At 33.8% G+C, this 21415-nt stretch carries 14 protein-coding genes; 10 read left to right on the top strand and 4 right to left on the bottom strand.

From position 1 onward, the window contains the following. Positions 1-5 precede the first annotated feature (5 nt). The 7 genes from C1Y58_RS07645 (at position 6) to C1Y58_RS07615 (ending at position 13188) form a co-directional block, all read left to right on the top strand. Entirely contained in the window at positions 6-2027 is a 2022-nt protein-coding gene (locus tag C1Y58_RS07645) for a flotillin family protein (protein ID WP_105615421.1), read from the top strand. An 83-nt stretch (positions 2028-2110) separates the two neighbouring features. Next, positions 2111-7084 (top strand): DNA repair ATPase, encoded by a 4974-nt coding sequence (locus C1Y58_RS07640; RefSeq protein WP_242985356.1) that lies wholly within the window; start codon positions 2111-2113, stop codon positions 7082-7084. A gap of 212 nt (positions 7085-7296) precedes the next feature. Next, complete coding sequence (locus C1Y58_RS07635) at positions 7297-8202, top strand: PhzF family isomerase (RefSeq protein WP_105615420.1); 906 nt, start codon at positions 7297-7299, stop codon at positions 8200-8202. A gap of 165 nt (positions 8203-8367) precedes the next feature. Next, entirely contained in the window at positions 8368-9414 is a 1047-nt protein-coding gene (locus tag C1Y58_RS07630; protein WP_105615419.1) for a hypothetical protein, read from the top strand. A 34-nt stretch (positions 9415-9448) separates the two neighbouring features. Beyond that, on the top strand, positions 9449-10609 hold the full coding sequence (locus tag C1Y58_RS07625) for a copper amine oxidase N-terminal domain-containing protein (protein ID WP_105615418.1): 1161 nt from the start codon (positions 9449-9451) through the stop codon (positions 10607-10609). Positions 10610-10768: 159 nt separating this feature from the next. Then, complete coding sequence (locus tag C1Y58_RS07620; RefSeq protein WP_105615417.1) at positions 10769-11437, top strand: response regulator transcription factor; 669 nt, start codon at positions 10769-10771, stop codon at positions 11435-11437. Further along, positions 11434-13188, top strand: a complete 1755-nt coding sequence (locus tag C1Y58_RS07615) for a sensor histidine kinase (RefSeq protein ID WP_105615416.1) — start codon at positions 11434-11436, stop codon at positions 13186-13188. The genes C1Y58_RS07620 and C1Y58_RS07615 overlap by 4 nt, the downstream gene beginning before the upstream one ends. Positions 13189-13393: 205 nt before the next feature. Here the strand turns inward: C1Y58_RS07615 and C1Y58_RS07610 are convergent, their stop codons facing one another. Then, entirely contained in the window at positions 13394-14044 is a 651-nt protein-coding gene (locus C1Y58_RS07610; protein ID WP_105615415.1) for a TetR/AcrR family transcriptional regulator, read from the bottom strand. Between the two features lie 202 nt (positions 14045-14246). On the opposite strand from C1Y58_RS07610, the gene C1Y58_RS07605 reads away from it, so the two are divergent. Then, positions 14247-14639, top strand: coding sequence for a hypothetical protein (locus tag C1Y58_RS07605; RefSeq protein ID WP_105615414.1), 393 nt, complete (start codon positions 14247-14249; stop codon positions 14637-14639). Positions 14640-14741: 102 nt separating this feature from the next. Beyond that, positions 14742-15527 carry an SDR family NAD(P)-dependent oxidoreductase gene (locus tag C1Y58_RS07600; RefSeq protein ID WP_105615413.1) on the top strand — a complete coding sequence of 262 codons (786 nt, stop codon included), beginning with the start codon at positions 14742-14744 and terminating at the stop codon, positions 15525-15527. 127 nt (positions 15528-15654) lie between these two features. On the opposite strand, the gene C1Y58_RS07595 is transcribed toward C1Y58_RS07600, so the two are convergent. The 3 genes from C1Y58_RS07595 to C1Y58_RS07585 are packed head-to-tail and all read right to left on the bottom strand — an operon-like array spanning position 15655 to position 19735. Beyond that, complete coding sequence (locus tag C1Y58_RS07595; protein ID WP_105615412.1) at positions 15655-16620, bottom strand: cache domain-containing protein; 966 nt, start codon at positions 16618-16620, stop codon at positions 15655-15657. A 35-nt stretch (positions 16621-16655) separates the two neighbouring features. Then, positions 16656-18410 (bottom strand): sensor histidine kinase, encoded by a 1755-nt coding sequence (locus C1Y58_RS07590; protein WP_105615411.1) that lies wholly within the window; start codon positions 18408-18410, stop codon positions 16656-16658. Positions 18411-18415: 5 nt separating this feature from the next. After that, positions 18416-19735: a response regulator gene (locus C1Y58_RS07585; protein ID WP_105615410.1), complete on the bottom strand. Its 1320-nt coding sequence runs from the start codon at positions 19733-19735 to the stop codon at positions 18416-18418. A 209-nt stretch (positions 19736-19944) separates the two neighbouring features. Here C1Y58_RS07585 and C1Y58_RS07580 point away from each other — a divergent pair, with 209 nt between their 5' ends. Then, a complete protein-coding gene (locus tag C1Y58_RS07580; RefSeq protein ID WP_105615409.1) occupies positions 19945-21387 on the top strand; it encodes an ABC transporter substrate-binding protein in 1443 nt (480 codons plus the stop codon). The last annotated feature ends 28 nt before the right edge of the window (positions 21388-21415 follow it).

Here is a 21415-nt window from a genome sequence, read left to right as displayed (position 1 = left end):
TAAGAATGGATTTTTTAAGTCAAGTTACTTTAGTCAGTATTGGGGTAGCGGTTATTGTCATTGTAGGATTATTAGCGCTGTTTTCAAGGTTCTATCATAAAGTTGAGCAAGGTAAGGTCATTGTTAGAAATGGTGTTGGTGGTCCTATCGTAAGTTTTGGCGGCATGTTTGTCGTACCAATCATACACAGATATGAAGTGATGGATATTTCAGTAAAGAGAGTAGAGATTGCCAGAGAAGGTAAAGATGGCTTAATTTGTAAGGATAATTTAAGAGCCGATATTAGAGTTGCTTTTTTCGTTAGAGTAAACCAAACCAGTGAGGATGTTTTAAAAGTAGCACAATCATTAGGTTGCCAAAAGGCATCCGATCCTACTACTTTAATGGAGTTTTTTGATGCAAAGTTCTCAGAAGCCTTAAAAACAGTAGGTAAAAAGTTTGACTTTGTTCAGCTTTATACTGAAAGAGAGACTTTTAAAAGTGAAATTCTCCAGATCATTGGAACAGACTTAAATGGTTATGTCATGGATGATGCAGCTATCGATTATCTAGAACAAACAGACGTTAATCTATTAAATAGCAATAATATTTTAGATTCAGAAGGTATTAAGAAAATCACAGAGCTTACTGCAGAGCAACGTATCTTAGCTAACCAAATAGAAAGAGATGAGCAAAAGACACTTAAGCAACAGGATGTAACAGCAAGAGAAGCTATACTTGAACTTGAGAAGCAAAATGCAGAGGCAGAGGCAAAGCAAAAACGTGAGGTTTCTATTATCAATTCTAGAGAAACTGCAGAAGCTGAAAAGGTTGCTCAAGAAGAGCGATTTAAGTCAGAGATGGCAAGAGTTAAGGCTGATGAGGAAATTGAAGTTGCTGAACAAAACAAAGAGAGACAAGTAATTATTGCTCAGAAAGCAAAAGAAAGTACAGACGCTGTTGAAACTGAAAGAGTTGATAGAAAAAGGTTACTTGAAAGAACCGAGAAAGATAAATTAGTGGAGCTTGCTACTATTGCGAAAGAAAAAGAAGTAGAAGTTGAAAAGAAGAATATTCAGACAGTCATCAGAGAAAGAGTAGCTGTTGAGAAAGATACAGTTGTAGAAGAAGAGAAGATCAAAGATACTCGTGCGATTGCTGAGGCAGATCGTTATAAGACTGTGGCTATTAAAAAGGCAGAGGAGCAAGCAGAGCAAGACCTTATTATCAAGGTTCAAACGGCAGAGGCTTCTAAACAAGCAGCTGAAAGAAATGCAGAAAAAACTGTTATTGATGCAGATGCAAAATTAAAAGCATCACAAAAAGAAGCAGAAGCAATTAAGGTTATTGTAGATGCTAATATTCTTGAAGAGTCTACCAGTGGTATTGCTGAAGCAAAAGTTATTGAAGCAAAAGCTTTAGCGCAGGCGAAAGGCGATACAGCGAAGATTGAGGTAAAAGAAAAAGAAGGAACCGTTGAAGCAGATGTCTTAAAGAAAAAATACCTTGCAGAAGCAGAAGGTATCAAAGAGAAAGCTAATAGTATGAAGGCATTAGATGAAGTGGGCAGAGGTCATGAAGAGTTCAAACTTCAACTTGAAAAAGAGAAAGAAATTGAGCTTGCTAATATCAATATTCAGACAGAAATTGCTCAATCACAAGCTTCAGTTATTAGAGAGGCACTTAAGTCAGCTAAAATTGATATCGTTGGTGGAGAAACCATGTTCTTTGATAAGATCATTGGTTCAATTGCTCAAGGTAAATCCTATGATCGTCTAGTTAATAATAGTGAAGTACTTTCAGACATTAAAGAGACATTTATTACTGGTGATCCAGAGTACTTCCAAAAACAGTTACAGGATTTAGTTAGTCGATTTAACTTAACATCAGAAGACTTGAAAAACCTATCCATAGCTGGTGCTGTTAATAAAATGATGAAAAATGCTGATGGAGAAGATAAGACAATGCTAGGTAAATTGTTGGACACTGTTGATAAGGCAGGAGTAGGTAATTTACCAGCAAAAATGATTGACACTAAACTTAAATAAGTTGAATCAAGGAAAATATATTGAACTAAGATTGAGAGCTGTATTAAATCTTAGTTCAATGTATATAGATGAGGTAGATAATATTGGACGTTAGAGATGATAAAGAGATAAAGAAAAAAGGAAATAACAATGATGGTATGGAAAATGGTACTTATGAGGTCATTAGAAATCGTCTTATTAAACATGGAGATGACTTAAAGGAACGTTTGGAAAAGCTTAACACAGTGAGAAAAGAAGTCTTTGGCTCCATTGAGACAAAGCTTCTTGGTAGTGAGCGAATCATAACTGAGAACAATTGTATACCACGAGATATGGCACCTGTAGATGATTGCTTTATATTTGGTTACAATGTCCATATTGGCCTTAAAACTAAAGTTGAGCTGAGTGATGTATTTTCTATTTATCACTTTAAAGATCGTACCTTTCAGAAACAAAATCTTAATCTCATTAATGACCAGCAGTTTGTAAAAGACTTCGATGAACTGTACAAATATTATAAGAATACATTTTTTGCCAAATTTACTATAACAGAACCCTATTTCTATATGATTTTTCAGACTGGAAAGAGTGCCACAGATATTAAAGTATTTAAATGGTTGATTGAAGGCAATAAGCTCACATACGTTGATAGTAGAAGTGACCATGAGGTTAAGTTTACAAATAAAAATGAGTTTAACTATATCAAAGCCACCCGGGATGACCAACGCAATGGACTTTATCCTCATGTTTCTATTCTAGATAAAGTTTTTGTTGAAACAATCAATGGTGATCTTACAATTAAAGTTGAGGATAATACAGAGACTGGTAAGGGCATATATTCAGAAGCTGTAGAGGACAAAGATCAGAATCTTGACGATGCAGAGATTTACTATGCAGACTTAGACCAATTGATCATATTAAAAATCCGACCATTTAATGAAACAGACTTCAGATATTTTGTTTTTAACAACAAATTAAAGAATATTGTTAGAATCGATTCAATAAAAGATACTTGTTTATTATTGCCTGGGAATCATGGACTTATTTTTCCGAAAGGCTATTATTTACAAAATGGTGAACATAAAATATTTGATGTTCCCAATGAAAATTCAGTTTTTGATCAGATGGTCACTTCATCAAATGGAGAAGATTATCAGTATATTTTTTATAACATGGATAGCGGTATATACATTGTCTATTCCTATAACATCATCGAGCAAACAATAGAGACACCAATCGTATGTAGCGGCTACTCTCATTTTAATAACGGTGAAATGATTGTATTCAAACATGAAAATGAGCCAAGAAAGAATCACATGATACAAATTTGGCAAACGCCTTATGTAGGTAAAAATTATGTAAGAGAAGGTCAAAGTGATTCCATTCTTTTTAATATCGGCAATAAAGATATAGTTAACTGCATGGCTGATTGCAAAATTGTCTACAAGCTCATTACAAAAGGTGAGAGTTACCAGAGTATTTATATTGATATAGTTAAAGAAGCTGAGCAAATCATTGATGGGTATTTCTGGTTAGATAAACAAGAAGTATATAATTTAAAAGAAGTTCTTTTAAGTATAAAAGAGACCTCTACTTTCGCCATTGGTGAGTTTGAAAAAGTAGTTCGAATAAAGAATTCAACTAAAAAGCAAATTACTGATGTTAATAATGAATCTGAAGAACTCCTTAAAAAACTTCAGTACGGTACCTTTGATTCAGTAAACGAATACGTCAAGGTATTAGCTGACATACGGAATCTACGAGGTAAAATTGTTTCACTAAGAGATTTAAGGTATACAGACCTTGATATTGTTGAATCCCTTGATACGAGAGTAAGAGAAAAGAATGAAGAGTTCTCTAAAAAATGTGTTGAGTTCTTAATTAAGCCAGAAGGGCTTAAACCTTATGCTGATCAAGTACAAAAGTTACATGATGAAATCGAAGATGTTCATAAATCGAAGGAAGGTAAGGAGCTTGCAGAAAAGATGGATGACACTTCTGCTGATTTAGAGCTTCTTATCGATATTGTAAGTAACTTTAAGATAGAAGATCCTACAATGACAACAGAGATCATAGAGAAAATTTCATCCCTATTCTCACTCCTTAATAATGCTAAAGCGAGATTAAAAACAAGGGTAGAAGAATTTACTAAAAGTGAAATGACAACCCAGTTTAATTCTCAAATGAAACTACTTAGCCAGGCTGTAGTCAATTATCTGGATGTCTCAGATACGGTAGATAAATGTGATCAGTACCTTAATAAGGTTATGGTTCAAATACAGGAATTAGAAGGCAAGTTCGCTGAATTTGATGAGTATGTCATTCAACTTAGTGAAAAAAGAGAAGAACTCTATAGCGCTTTTGAAAGTAAGAAACAAGCCCTTTTAGATAAGCTTAATAAGCGGATGACCTCTCTATTTAACTCATCTGAACGTATTATGAGTGGAATTGCCAATAGGGTAAAGAATTTTGATTCTGTTGAAGATATTAATGGCTATCTAGCTACTGACATTATGGCAGAAAAGGTTCGCGACATCATAGCTACTTTAAGAGAACTAGGGGATACCGTTAAAGCTGACGAGATCAGCTCAAAATTAAAGACCTTAAAAGAGGATGCCATTCGTCAACTAAAAGATAAGCAAGAACTTTATGTCGGAAATGATAATGTTATCAAATTGGGTCAACATCATTTCTCTGTTAATACAAAAGCCATCGACTTGTCTATTGTTCAAAAGGATGCCGACCTGTATTACCATATAACAGGAACTGATTTCTGGGATAAAGTAAATCATGAGGAGATTGACAAGTATGGGCATGTGTTTGGACAGAGTATCGTGTCAGAGAATGAAGATGTTTATAGAGCTGAATACCTTGCCTATTTAGTGTTTAAAGCTGCAAGTAATAAAGAATTAGAAAGCATAGATAATTTATATTCTATGTCTGAGTCTCAATTGGTTGAAGTGGTTCAAAAGTTCATGGAACCAAGATACAAAGAGGGTTATACAAAAGGTGTACATGATTTCGATGGAGCAAAGATTCTAAAAGCATTACTAGAACTACATCAAAACATTGATTTGCTAGTCTATAAGAGCGAGGTTCGGGCGTTAGGAAGAATGTACTGGAATTGTTTAGCTGATGCTGAAACAAAGGATTTGCTCTTTCTTAGATTAAGGGAATTAGCAAAGGTTAATTTATATTTTAAAGCAACACCTAATTTAGAGAGCTACATTCCATATATTATTGAAAAGCTTGAAAAGACATTTGATTCGATGACTTTCTTTGATAAAGAAGATGTTCCTAGCGCGGCAGAATATCTTTGTAAAGAGATCATGAAAGGTGAAGAATTTGTTGTCAGTAGAGAAGCTAAAAGAATATATGATGGATTCATGATGTATTTAAGGGATAAGAAGGCAATGGATGATTTCACAGCATCCATAAAAAATAGTTCAAAAGATATAGAAGGACTATTCTATCTTATCAAAGAGTGGATTCATGCTTATCGATTAGATATCTTGGTACAAAATAATCAAACTGAATCTGAAGAGCTTTCTGATATCAATGTGAGTATATTTGAAAATATTGATGAGGAAGAATTGTTTGGTGTACTTGATGAGGTTATTGTTTTGCTCATTGAAAATAACTCTAATTTGGGTAGAGTTATTAGCGTTGACACTAAATTAAATATAACAGGATTAGTTGGAACACATAGGGTTATTGATAATGGTTCATATAAACTAGCTTATACTCAGTTTATGAATAAGTTAGTACATTATGATGATGTCATAGCTATAGATTATATGAAGTTTCAGGAAATTAAGAAGGAACTTATACAAGGCTTTAAAGATGAACTGCATTTAGATGACTTTAAACCTAAAGTACTCACCTCATTTGTTAGAAATAGGTTAATAGACGAAGTTTACTTGCCTTTAATAGGAGATAATCTTGCTAAACAAATCGGTGTTGTTGGAGAGAATAAGCGAACAGACCTTATGGGGATGTTGCTATTAGTTTCTCCGCCTGGTTATGGTAAAACGACTTTAATGGAGTATATTGCAAGCAGACTTGGCATTATTTTAGTCAAAGTTAATGGTCCTTCCCTAGGTCATGAAGTGACATCATTAGACCCAGCTAAAGCTAATAATACCAGTGCAAGAGATGAACTGAGAAAGTTGAATCTAGCCTTAAAGATGGGTAACAATGTTATGATCTATGTTGATGATATTCAACACTGTAACCCAGAGTTTTTACAAAAGTTCATTTCATTATGCGATGGTCAACGAAAGATAGAAGGGGTTTACAATGGTGTAGGGCAGACCTATGATTTAAGAGGTAAGAAGGTAGCCGTTGTTATGGCTGGGAACCCTTACACAGAAAGTGGTGAAAAATTCAAGATACCAGATATGCTTTCTAATAGAGCTGATGTCTATAATCTTGGAGATATGCTTAGAGAAAATGAAGAAGCATTTAAACTTAGTTATATTGAAAATAGCTTAACTTCTAATACCGTACTGAGTAAGCTATCTAGTAGAAGCCAAAAGGATCTTTACGGTCTTATTGAAATGGCTAGTGGAGCCGAAAGAGAAAATGTTAACTTTGAGAGCAATTACTCTATCGATGAACTTAATGAATATGTTGGTGTTATCGAAAAGTTATCTCATGTGAGAGATATTGTTCTGAAAGTGAATATGGCATATATCTATTCTGCTGCTCAAGCTGATGAGTATAGGAGTGAACCACCTTTTAAGCTTCAAGGTTCTTATAGAAATATGAACAAGATTGCTGAGAAAGTTGTTTCTGTTATGAATGAAGAAGAGCTGTTCCAAGTCATTCTTGGAAGCTATGAAAATGATTCACAGACATTAACAACTGGGGCAGAGGCAAATATGCTTAAGTGGAAAGAGATAGTGGGTCGTCTAACCGGTGAAGAACAACAACGCTGGGATGAGATTAAGAAGATATTTGTAAAAAATAAGTTAGTCAAGGGTGATGATAAGCTAGGTCAGGCAGTAATGGTTTTAAGTAATCTTACTGAGAATATAGAAGTGATCAAAGATATACTAGCTAAGGGGAGATCTTAAATAGGGATTGATTACGACCAAAAGATCATGACTTGGAAGTTAGGATTGTTTATTGCTATACTATGAGATTTGTTTCATAGTATAGCAATTTACTTTGAAACTAAGTAGTTCACCTAGCTACTTGTAAGGGGAAAACAAGTATAAACAGATGCGAATCTAAATCATATATGATATGGAAATATTGAGTAAGACCTAATATGAAGGAGGAAAACATGAGTAAAAAATATCGTTTATATCAAATCGATTCATTTACAAAGGAAAAATTTACTGGAAATCCGGCTGGTGTTGTAACAAACGCTGATGGGTTAAGTGAAAGTGAGATGCAGAAAATAGCAAGAGAGTTAAACAACTCTGAAACAGCTTTTATTTTTTCTTCAGATTCAACTGACCATGATGTTTATATACGTTATTTTACTCCTGTAAATGAGGTTCCAATATGTGGGCATGCTACTATAGCTGCACACTATGCACGTGCTGTAGAAAATAATCTTAATACTACAAGAATCAAACAAAAATCAGGTGTTGGGATTCTTCCAGTTGATATCATCAAGACAAAGGATGATTATAAAATTGTAATGACCCAGGGAAAAATTGAATTTGGTAATTATATTGAGGGTGTGAACAAGGAAGCTTTATTATTGGCTATAGGTATTAGTGAAGAAGATCTATTAGAAAACTGTCCTATTCAAATTGCATCAACTGGTCACTCTAAAGTTATGATAGGCATAAGAAGCAGTACAAAGTTAAATCATCTAGGACCAGACTACAACGCTCTTTCTAAGTTGAGTGAAATCATAGGAAGTAATGGATATTATGTTTTTACACTGGATTCCCCAAGTAAAAACATCTTTGTTAAAGGTAGAATGTTCGCTCCTGCAATCGGTATAAATGAAGATCCAGTCACAGGAAATGCTAATGGACCTCTAGGGGCTTACCTTGTTCATCATAAACTGGTAAAACACAAGGGGGCATTTTTCAAATTCAAAGCTAAGCAAGGAGAGGCTATTGGTAGGTCTGGTATTATTGAAGTTGAAGTTAGTATAGAAAATAAAGAGCCTGTTGAAGTGAAAATTTCCGGAGAAGCAGTAAATGTTTTTCAATCAGAATTGATGATATAACTCAAAGTACATATGGATCTTAACATAAGAAAAGAATCTCTTTATATAGGAGATTCTTTTCTTTTATCTAACATCTTAGACTCACATTATCCTCACACGCAACTGCTATAGTATAAATATGTTCATGATCATTACATTTTGATTAAAGGAAAGGAGTTAAAGATTATGAAAAAGATATATATGAAGAGATTCTTGATTTTAGGGGTAGTGAGTATGCTGACAATAGCATTAATGGTAGGATGTTCAGACTCACCTAATGTTGATGTTGAAAATGGTAACAATGAAATTGCAGAATCACATCAAGAAAATGAGAATGGTGAAGGCAGTGAGGCAGAAGGTGGTAACGAGTCAGGAGCAACTCACACTGAAGGAGGCGAAGGGCATTCAGAAGAAGGCGGCGAAGGTGAGAGTGGAGATCCATCAAGTCCAATTTTACAATTAGATGAAGGTTGGGATGGTGTAGTTAATGGTATCCGTACGGATATGCAATATGACCAAGCCAAAGGAAGATTTTACGGAATCGTTGAAAATGTAACCGACCAAGTTATTAAAGGTATTTTAATTGAGTTAAATTTAAAATCAGGAACAAAAACAGTAGTGGAACTTGGACCAGAACCAGTAGGGGATCTACAACCTGGAGAAAAAGCTAATGTAGAATTATTAGTAAGTGAAGAACCAGAAGCAAAGGGAGTTAAATTTGATGCATGGGAAATACATCCAGAGGCTGAAGGCCAAGGCAGTGAAAGTGGTGAGGGCGAAGAAGGAAGCGGTGAAGCTGGGGAATCTCATAGTGGAGAAGGATCAGAGTCAGGTGAGGAAGGAACCAGTACAGGAGCGTTAACTCTAGCTAAGAATGAAATTTATGATATAGCGAAGAATGGCGGAAGATTGATTCTTCAATATAATAGTTCAAAAAAAGCTTTTGAGGGTACACTGCAAAATGTAAGTAACCAAGTTTTAACAAGAGCAAGAGTAGAAATTCACTTAGATAGTGGAACAGAACTTGGCCCAACAACTCCAGTAGACTTGGCTGCAGGAGAAACCATTAATTTCTCTTTACCAGTTAATGAGGACTTTAGTTCATGGGTAACACACGCTGAATTTGGTAGTGGTGAAAACGGGGAGAGTGGTGAAGCTTCAGAACATGGTACCTCAGGTGAAAGTGGAAGTGGTGAAGCAAGTGAATCCCATAATGAAAATGGTAGCAACTAAATAATAGGTGAAGAACGAAAGGAGAAAACAAAAAATGAAAAGAAATAGAAAAAGTATAATAATAACAATTGTTTTAGTATTGATATTAAGTATTGGTACAGTTAGCGCAACTATAAATCCAGTGAGCATATTTATTGATGGAAATCAAATACAAAGTGATATAGAACCCATAATAATAGACGGAAGGACGATGGTCCCATTAAGATTTATTGCTGAAAATTTTGGAGCTACAGTGGAGTGGGATGAAAATACGAACTCTGTCATCATCACAAGTGCTTCTTACGAAGGTAATGAATCAGGAGCTACCCATCCAGAGGGTAGTGAAGGATATTCTGAAAATGATGAAGGCGAAAGTGGAGATCCATCAAGCCCTATCTTACAATTAGATGAAAGTTGGGATGGCGTAGTCAATGGTATCCGTACAAACATGCAATATGATCAAGCCAAAGGAAGATTTTATGGAATCGTTGAAAATGTAACGGATCAAGTTATTAATGGTATTCTAATCGAGTTAAATTTAAAATCAGGAGCAAAAACTGTGGTAGAACTTGGACCAGAACCAGTAGGGGATCTACAACCAGGAGAAAAAGTTACTGTAGAATTATTAGTTAGCAAAGAACCAGAAGCAAAAGGTGTACAGTTTGATGCATGGGAAATACACCCAGAAGCAGAAGGCCAAGGTAAAGAGACTGGAGAAGGAGTAGAGGGAAGCGGTGAAGCTGGTGAATCCCATAGTGGAGAAGGATCAGAGTCAGGTGAAGAAGGAATGAGTACAGGAGCAATGACCTTAGCAAAAAATGAAACCTATGATGTGACAAAGAATGGTGCAAGATTAGTACTTCAATATAACAGCTCAAAAAAAGCCTTTGAAGGAACATTGCAAAATGTGGGTAATCAGGTATTAACAAGAGCAAGAGTGGAAATACACTTAAACAATGGAACAGAACTTGGTCCAACAACACCCGTTAACTTGGCAGTAGGAGAAAACATTAATTTATCATTACCAACTAACGAGAGTTTTAACACATGGGTAACTCACGCAGAATTTGGAAATGGCGAGAATGGTGAAAATGCAGAAAGCGGTACGTCTACTGAATCTGGAGAGAGTAGTGGAGGTTCAAGAGAGGGTACATCTGAATCTAAAGAGAGCGGAGAATCTCATGGAAGTGAGGGATCTGAAGGTAGAAATGATTAATAGATGAGTTAAAAAGCAGTCAGGGTGACTGCTTTTTACACAAGTAACAAAAAGGATTTGATATTACCTTGCCACAATAAAACAGGTATTGTATACTTTTTACTATACATATAGGATGATATTAATGATGAATACATAGTTAATGATTTAGGTGATGATATGAATATTTTAGTTGTTGAAGATGATAAAAAAATGAATAAACTTATAAAAGATTATTTACTTCAAGAAGAATATAAAGTTTTTTCTGCCTATGATGGCGAAGAAGCGTTAACTATATTTGATGAGGAAAATATTGATCTTGTGATTTTAGATGTTATGATACCTAAACTGGATGGTTTTTCAGTATGTCGTCGATTACGCAATAAATCTGATGTACTTATTGTCATTGTTAGTGCAAGAAGTGAAGAAGATGACAAATTGATGGGGTTTGAGTATGGTGCAGATGAGTATGTCGTAAAACCATTTAGCCCAAAAGTGTTGTTGGCTAGAGTGAATGCTTTAATTAAGAGAGTTTTCCGTAACAAAGATAAAGATATCATAAGTAAAGGCATCATAACCATTGAGACTAATAAATTAAAAGTAACTGTTAGTAAAGAAGCAATCACATTAACTGCTAGAGAATATGATCTTCTTCTAGAACTCGTTAATAATGAAGGGTATGTTTATTCTAGAGATAAGTTAATTAATTTGATATGGGAGTATGATTATTTTGGTGATGGTAGGATAGTGGATACAAATATTAAAATGCTGAGAAAAAAATTAAAAGAAGCATCGAAGTATATCATAACTGTTGTAGGCAAAGGGTATAAGTTTGAGGTGACGGAATGAAAAAGTCCATTAGTTATAAGCTTTTCAGTGCTATATTTGTTGGCTTTATCTTACTAATCGCTGTCTTAGTTATTGCTTTAAATATATATTTTAGTCAGTATTATGAGCAAGCTAAAATCAATCAACTTATAAATGCTATTAATCAATTCGAAGTAGACTATGAACTGAACAATTGGTCGAATGATGAACTTTATAGACAACTAGACTTATTTTCTGTGAATAATAATGTAACCATATCAGTTGCAGATGAAGTTAACGAAGAAAGAGAAGAAAGAGAAGAAAGAGAGAAAGAGGACAAAAACACTGAGGAAGAAATAGATGGTATTGAAGAAAGTCATAATGATGAAAAGGCGAAATATGTTTTATTGACTATTGTGGAAAGTGATAACAATTATTATGATCTATTTATTACATCTGAAGAATATGATAACCTTAACATTCAGCAGGGAGACTGGATTGACCTTGAAGGAGTAATCGGTGAAAATGATGTCATAACACCTATTCATATGAACTCCGTTGTGATGGATGTCAATAATAATGAAAATATTAAAGGCGATATCATAAACATATATGCTCAGATTATTAGTGTTAAAGAAAACTTAACCCTTCCAAGTAAGACCGGAGATGAGATCTTCTCTATACAAGAAACAGGGTCCAAAAGTGATGTTATCTATACAATCAGTGAAATTCCCCATACAGATATCAGACAAGTTGAGCTGAGAAGAGCGATAAGAATTAATGGTAGTGACAAGTACTTATATGTCTTGGCATCACTACAACCCATTAGTGAAACAGTCCGCGTACTAACATCTTTTTATCCATACATGCTGTTGTTTTCTCTAATAGCTTCCTTAATTCTTGCATTTATACATTCCTTCTGGGTCAGTAGACCCATTATTACAATTAATAATGCTGCTAATAAGATGGCACATCTAGATTTTGACATTAAGCTTGAGGAATCACGTAGTGATGAATTGGGGCAGCTATCAAGGAGCTTAAACTCTATGTCAAAAAGTCTAGAAAGATCTATCAATGAATTAACAAAGGCAAAAGATCAACTACAAGAAGACTATGATTTAGAAGTTAGAAGGCAAAAGGCACAACACGAGTTTGTTGCCAATGCATCTCATGAATTAAAAACGCCTATAGGTATCATAAGGGGCTATGCGGAAGGCATTAGAGATGGTGTTGGAAAAGATCATACCGAAGAATATGTTGATGCTATAGTGGAAGAGAGTAAAAAAATGGATGACTTAGTACAGAGTATGCTTCAAATATCTAAATTTGATCTTTTGGGTAACAAATTAACTAAAGAAGATATGGACCTAGAAGTCATGGTTTTTAACTTAATACAGAGTTTTGAACATATGCTATCAGATCGGGGACTACTCATTGATTTCTCAGGTGAATGGGGTCATATAAACTGTGAAGAAAAGATGATGAAAAGTGCTATCCAAAATTTAATGAGCAATGCAATCAAATATGCTGATGATAACAGTATCATTAAAATTCGGAGCATCATGTATGATACTCAACATAAGTTTGAAATTGAAAATTGCTGTGAGTCATTTACTGAAGAAGATAAAGTCAGAGTTTGGGAAAAATTCTATAAGAAAGATCTTTCACATAATCGAGAGGTCGATGGAACAGGACTTGGACTTTCTATTGTTAAAAGTATAATTGAGGCACATGAGTTGAAATATGGTGTTTATAATGTCAATGACGGTGTTGTTTTTTGGTTTTCATACTAGTTATCTTTTCAACCAGTTTAAAATAAGATTCTAAAAACTAAATTAATCATAAGAAAGCATCTACCTGTAAGAGGTAGGTGTTTTTGTTGATTTGATATGGTGAAAAGTGTAAATATAATCACATGTATTATTATTTTAGTGGTAAATAATATATATAAAGTTGAAGGAGAGCATCAATGATAATTAGATGCTCTCCTATTTATTACTACATTTTTGATAACTTAATCCCGTTGATTAGAAGCACAAGAGCTTCTGAATAACTTTCAATAAAATTTGGAAAGCAGTAGTTTATATTTGAAAGTTCAGTGGCCTCTTTCTGAATTTCAGAAGGGTTACATAGTGGGTATTTACCTATAGCAAGCGACATTGACAACTCTAATAACTTAGAGCTATCTTCTTGATTGAATTCTGGAATATTATGTTTGATAGCATCCAGCATTCGAACTTGAATAGGTAACAAATTGTTTTTAAAATATATCAGTGTGTCTAAATTGGAATTACGTTCTAAAATCATGAATAGCAATGACATCAACTTTAAATATCTAGGATGCCTTGCGAGGATAGTTGCCCATTGATAAGCTAAATTTTTCGTATCTAACGTTTCTTCTTTTATTAGATTAAATTCTAGATCCTCAACCAGAGCAGCCATTTCATCAAGTAAAACATATAAATAAATATCTTCTTTGGAAGAAATATATTTGTAGAGATTACCTCTGGTGAAATTAATTTCTTTCCCGATTTTAGATAATGAAATATCGTGGAAATTCATCTCATCAAATAACTTTGTTGCTGCATCTTTAATCTGTTGCAAGCGGATTTTTTTATTTTCTTCATTTCGAGCCCGTTCAAATGCCATATAATCACCTCGCTTTTATTGCTCTATATTATAGCATAATGATGGAAAATAGACAACACTATGATATTTATAAAGCCGATACTATATATTATAGTTCAAAAAAGTAATAATATTATCTTGACAAATAACAATGTGTTACTTATAATGAGATACATAAGAAACATATTGTCAGTTAAAATCTGTGGAGGAATGGTGAATACAAATGAACAGTTTTGATAATAAGCTACCAAAAACAACAAGTTATTGGAAAGAAAATGAAATGTTTTTTGTAAAGCATAAAAGCTTTCATGTAACATTAGAAGAAGGTAAGGCAATCGCAGAACTATTGCAACATGCTTTTAGTGATACTACAACTAGAGCATTGATTATCGATAATAGAGAAGCTAAAGGAGTTTGGGCACAAGACATCAATCAGCTTTGGAGTGATATTGAAGGGATTGATACCAATAACCCCAAAAAAGTAGTTACACTTACGAATAGCGCTATTGCATCAATGCAGATTAATCGAATTTCTAGGAATAATAATATTTCAAGCTTTAGCAGAGCATTCTTTAGCGACTTAACTGATGAAGTATACGATTTTATAAACAGTTAATCTAGATTATATGGTAATGTTATAAATTTCAGAGATAATTGATAGTATATGATAAGTTAGATTTAGGAATTTAATAACCATAAGATATGAAGGAGGTCAATGATGAGAAAGAAAACAGCGCTTATCACAGGTACATCAAGTGGTATTGGAAAAGAATTTGCACGCATCCATGCTTCAAAAGGTGGCGATCTGATCATTGTAGCAAGACGTGAAGATAAGCTTAAGGCGTTACAAAGTGAGTTGGAAAAGAAACACCATGTAAAGGTAATGGTAATAGTCAAGGACTTGACATTGCCAGAAGCTGCTTCAGAAATCTACAATGAAATAAAAGCATCAGGAATCAAAGTAGATTATTTGATCAATAATGCTGGTTTTGGTGGAAGAGGTAAGTTCCATGAAAGAGATTGGGAGAAGGATTTAGCTATGATTAATTTGAATGTTGTTGCATTAACAACATTGACTAGATTATTCTTACCCGATTTTGTTAAGAGAAATAAAGGAAAAATATTAAATGTATCATCTACAGCATCCCTGATGCCAGGCCCTTTACAAGCGGTTTATTATGCAACAAAGGCCTATGTAACTTCATTCAGTAATGCTATTTCAGAAGAGTTACATGATACCAATATTACAGTAACAGCTCTTTTACCAGGAGCAACTGAGACAGAATTTGCAAGTACATCAGGAATGGATAAAACAAGTTTATTTGAGAATACCTTTAGTGCTAATGATGTAGCAAGAGACGGGTATAATGGTATGGTTGAAGGAAAGCTTAATGTTATTGCTGGTGTTTCATTCGGTCAACGAATGATTATGGGAATGGCTCCAGTGATGCCGAAGAAAATGATGTTGAAACAAATTCGTCAAATGCAAGAAGTTAATAATTAAAGAATAGTAAACCCGAAATATTCAATGTATTTCGGGTTTTCTACTTATAATAGATTTGTCCAGAGATTCGGCTTAATCAATTGTTGTCTGCTTAGGCTACTATTGATTAAGAGTTATTAGTATATAGTTACTTATCTTGATAATCTGAATTAAACCTTCTAAGGATAGCTTCCAAGGGATGCCATACCATGTTGGATAGAAGAACGCTAATAACGAAAGAAATCAATGTTAAAGCAATACTTGTCCATAAGATAACATATCTTAGCCAGGTTAACTTGTCATTAATGGCTGTAGATGGTTGAACAGCTATAAGTTGAAAAGGATAATTGTCATAATCATATATAAATACATATTTAGTGTTAATATCATAGATATCCACATTACCATTGGGATATGGGTTACTATAAAGTGTACCATTACGCATATCAGTCTTAATAGCTTCAAGGGGGTCATTGATTTCATTAGTCGAATGAAATAAGGTAATGGATTGACCTATATTGTTTAATAGAATGTCAGTGTCTTCTGTACTTGTAGAGTGGATAATGTTACCTAAATATTTAGTATCAATTTGTAGAATTATCTTACCTTCAGCAATTGCATTAGATGACTCGAGATTTTGAGTAAAATGAAGAAAAGTTTGATCTTCGTTTAATAGAGGGGAGCTTATGGACCACCCTTTTTTTAGTAGAGCTGATTGAGGTGGTATCGTATAACTAGGTTTATAGACAGTATCAGTTATGTCAGTTACATAGAGTTCACCACTCTTACTAACTAAGCTAATTTTAAAGATACCCGGTATAGTCAGTTTGTAATTTTGTAGGAGATGGTCTAGCTGGTCATTATATGCATAAGTATTTATTTGATTTAATAAACGTTCATCTTTTCCTACTTTTTCAAATGCTCCTTCTATTAGTTGCATATAGGTTTCAATGTTTTCTCCTTTTTGAGCAATGTTAGAAGAACTTAAGGATAGATAATTTTTCTTGATAATATCTCTGCTATAATAGTAACAAAAAATACCTATTAATAAGATGTGTATGGACAATATGAGAAAAAGAATAAACTTGTATTTAAGATTCAATTTTTTCAGCATGATGATCTACTCCTTTCTATAAAATATTGTCCAATTTAATCAATCATAGGTATTGTTATTGTAATGAGAGTGCCCTTACCAGCAGCTGAAGTTATAGAAAGATCAGTGCCTTTACCGTATTCAATGCGCATACGTTCACGAACATTTAAGATACCATAGCCCCCTGATTGAACCTTGGCAGGTTTAAAAAATGCACTGATATCATCATTTCCAATACCGTCATCAGAAATCTGGAAGATTAAAGTACCTTCTTTTAAGAAACCTGAGATGTGAATAGTCCCAGGACCTTTCTTCTTACTGATACCATGTTTGATGGCATTTTCAACAAAGGGCTGAAAAATAAGCTTTAATACTGTATAGTCCAATAAGTCCTCGTCAATGTCAGTAATCAACTCAAACTTATTTGGAAAACGGATTTTCTCAATAGCTACATAACTTTTTACTATATCCAGTTCTTCTTCTAAAGTAATGTATTTGTCACCTTTATGAAGACTTAAGCGGAAAAAGGTAGCTAAAGAGAGAATAATATCAACGATATCTTTTTGATTTTTCATTTTAGCAATCCAAGCAACGGCATCAAGAGTATTGTAAAGAAAATGAGGATTAATTTGGGCTTGGAGAGCTTGTAATTCCAAATCTCTTTGCTTCTCTTTTTCTTGGTTATTAGTCTCAATCAAGTATTGGATTCTTTGTATCAAAGCATCATACGCATGCTCTAACTCCAGTATTTCATTACTAACAGATCCCTTTTCGGTCTCAGTAACATTTCCCTTTATATATTGTTGAATCCTTTGATTGAAGTTGGAGATGGACGTTGATAAAGTTTTGGACAATGAAAGAATCACTAGAGAAACTAATGTTACAGTCAATATAGTTATGATAATAATGCTGGTTCGAATCTGATCCAACTCTTTGAATAGGATATAAGTAGGAATCTTCGTAATGATAGTCCAGTTCAGATGATACCCTCCTATATAGTCATCTAGGTTAGTTGCGACAATAACATCAGATTTACCAAATTGATTGACTCGATTGGATGAAAAGGAGTTTGTATCCATATAGAGATTATTGTCAAAGAGCTTATAGCCAATATAATCCGACTTAGAATGAGAGATGACGTAGTTCTCTCCAGATAGGATAAAGGATTCGCTTCCTTGTGGCAATAAATTATTATAACTAGCATGTAAGGTATCTTCTCTAAGGTAGATGATAGCTATGCCACTATCTTTCATAGTCGAAAGGTTATGCACTTTTAGTATATAGGGTAAGTAAGCCTTACCATTCTGATCATGAACCATTTCACCCCATTGCCATATGAATTTTTCTGATAAATACTGGTTCAGTATTTCAATTGGTGGTGTAGGTAACTGAATATCTTCTAGGGTATGGTTATAGATTATCAAATCATTAGTGATGATCTTAATAAAGCCTATAACTGAAGTCTCATAACCTATATCACCAAAAATACGACTAAGTGATTCTGATTTTTCATCAAAGGTCTTAGAATTATCTCGTAGTAATTTATGAAAGGTATTGTTTTTAAGTAGATTTGAACTAAAAATACTCAGACGATTAAAATTAAGTTCCAATTGGCTACCAGTCTCTTCATGTATCTTATGAATAAATTTAGTGTTTTCATTTTCTATAAATTTTCCTGAAACAAAGAAAACTATCGTTGATAAAACAATAGAAGAGACCATAATCCATAAAATCATCGGAAGCAAAAAAGTATATCGAATCTTGAATTTCTGAAATAGATGAATAGTTCTTTTTGTAGATTTAGATTTCATGATAACTAATAATTCCCTTTCTTTTGTTTATATTCTCTAGGGGTCAATCCTGTTCTTTTTTTGAATACCTGACTAAAATATTTAACATCATAATAACCGACTTTATTAGCTACTTCATAGACTTTGTATTCACCCCGCATTAATAATTCCTCTGCAAGTTTGATGCGGTAGTTGGTAAGATAATCGTTAAAGGTTACAGATACTTCTGATTTAAATAACCTCATGAGATGTGACGCACTTAGGTGCAATGCTTCAGCAGCTTCTTTGATGGTTATATTTTCTTGATAATGTTTATGAATATAATGGATTGCATTTTGTATCTCTGGTCGATAACGAGTGTTAAATAAATCATCATAAAAAGTTAAAGTTGATGCGTCTAAAATCAACTTGTGATCAGCAGCCTGTATAGCCTGTTTGTATTGTTGGTTAAGTTCCAACATGGACTGATTCAGTTGACTGATACCTATGGAATATGTCAAGTGTTTAGGAAGGTTGGACATCCCTTTTCTGTCTATAGTTTCTTCTGTTTGCTTAAAAAAACTATTACAAGCTATCCTTAGTTGATGATGTAATCGCTCTTTATCTGTGACCATGGATTGGAGTAGTATTGCCCATTGAAAAGGAGCAATTTGAACAAATAGTCCATAGTACTCAGAAGCTAAGAGAAGCTGATGAGAAATATTTTTCTCTAAAAAATACTGAAATTGATTACGCTCTGTTATTGTTAAAGACTCCCCAACTCGATGGCGCTGATCAAGCTGTAAAAAGAGAATCAATTGATTGTCTTCACTAAATGGCAAATCTAAAAACTTTATTTTTTCTTGGATTATATCTAATTCATGTATAGATCCTTGGATGAGATTATAAATAAACTGACGCTTAATACTTGTTAATTCTTGTTGCAATTTATTGTAATAATTATGAGTGCTACGCTGCTTTTTTATTTTCTTAATAATTGTTTTCATTGTATCGTAAATAACTTCGTTATCAATTGGCTTCAATAAATAAGCTAGGGCTCCGTTCTCAATAGCTTTTTTTGCATATTCAAACTCATCAAAGCCGCTAAGTATAATAAAGTGAGCATAGTAATCCGATTGATCTGAATATAATTGACGTACGGCTTCCATGAATTCTATACCGTTCATGTTAGGCATTCGGATATCAGTAATAATAATATCTGGTCGTAGAATCTTAACTAATTCAAGACCTTCTTCACCGTCTTCAGCTTCACCAACCACTTCCATATCCATAGATATCCAGTCTATCGTCGATATAAGTCCTTTTCTAACAAGATATTCATCGTCAACAATAATCAGTTTTAACATAGCATTCACATCCTAGAACTTTCTTAAGTAATTTTTCTTTAGTATAACATAGGTGAATAGGTGGGTAAAGAAAGTGGATATTATTACAAACCATTTGATAGTTTTATCGATTTTTTATTTCTATGATGCCTGTTATAATATAGATGTGAGTTCCGGAAAAGCACATTAGTGAAATTATCAAATAAATAAATGTTGGAGGTTTTACAGCAATGAAAAAGATCATAAGTTTATTTTTATGCATAACACTTATTAGTTCTTTATTAGTTGGTTGTGGGAGTATTGACTCTGAAAATGGTGACACAACCAATGCGACAACGGGTTCTGATCAATCAGAGACTAAAACCAATATGAGTGATCAAGAACCTGTAGAGATACGTATTGGCTTTTGGCCAGCTGAAGATAGAGAAAATGAATTAGTAGAGTTTGAAGAGTATAAGAAAATTTGTGAAGAAAAATACCCGTACATAACGGTTATTCCAGACTATTATAAATACGATGAAAGTACATTTTTACCAATGGCCTTAGCAGGTGAGACACCAACAGTATTTAGTACTTGGTTTACTGAACCTAAGAAATTAATTGAAGGCGGCTATGTAGCTGATATTACAGAAATTATCCAGGAAACAGGCTATGATAAAAAAATTAATCCAGGATTTTTGGAGATTACATCAAAAGAAGGTCGATTGTATGGTCTTCCATATAGTGGTTATGGCTTAGGGCTTTTGATGAATATGAATCTATTTAGAGAAGCCGGCTTAGTTGACTCAGAGGGAATGCCTTTATACCCAAAAACTTATGATGAGTTGGTTAAGACTGCTGAAATAATTACTGAAAAAACAGGTAAGGCTGGTATGTATATTGCGACAAATAGTAATGTTGGTGGATGGCATTTCACAAACTTAGCATGGAATTTTGGTGCAGAGTTTGAAGTGCTAGAAGATGGTAAGTGGATGAGTAATATTGATTCACCAGAAGTTATTGAATCTTTAAAGTTTATTCGATCTTTGAAATATGATTCAAATGTATTGTTACCTGATGCATTGTTAGCATGGGGGGAATGGGTACAAAACTATGGTACAGATAATGTAGGTATGGTTTTAGCGGCTGTAGATGCAATCAATAATCCTGTTCAACAATACAGCATGAATAAAGATGCCATTGCAATTGCTCCTATGCCAGAAGGTCCAGGAGGTCAATATGCTTTGACAGGTGGTAATATCTATATGTTTTCTGCTGATGCAACCCCAGAGCAAATCGATGCATGTCTTAAGTTTATGGAGATAACAGGTTTTTCACCTAATATAAGTGAAGAACTAAAAACTTCTTGGGACAATACTTACAGTACAAAAGCTGAGAATGGTGAAGTAGTCGGACCAACATCCATTCCAGTCTGGATTGATGAAGATAGAGTTAAAGCGGAAAATGAAATCATTGAAAAATATACAAACGTGGACATGAAACTATTTAATGATTATTTTGAAGTGACACCAAATATCTTAAAACCTGAAGAGCCAGTTTTCACACAAGAATTATACGCTACTCTTGATGATGTTATTCAAGCTACTTTAGCATCACCAGACTCTGATATTGAAGGAATTGTTAAAGCAGCTGATGAGAAGTTCCAAAAGGATTATCTTGATACATTAAACTAGTAAGCAACTGTTGCCTTAATTGTGCTCC

This window comes from Vallitalea okinawensis, assembly GCF_002964605.1.
In the GTDB taxonomy this organism is placed as follows: Bacteria; Bacillota; Clostridia; order Lachnospirales; family PQDH01; genus Vallitalea_A; species Vallitalea_A okinawensis.
Note: the sequence above shows the minus strand (reverse complement) of the source record. Positions and strands in the feature narration are given on the sequence as shown.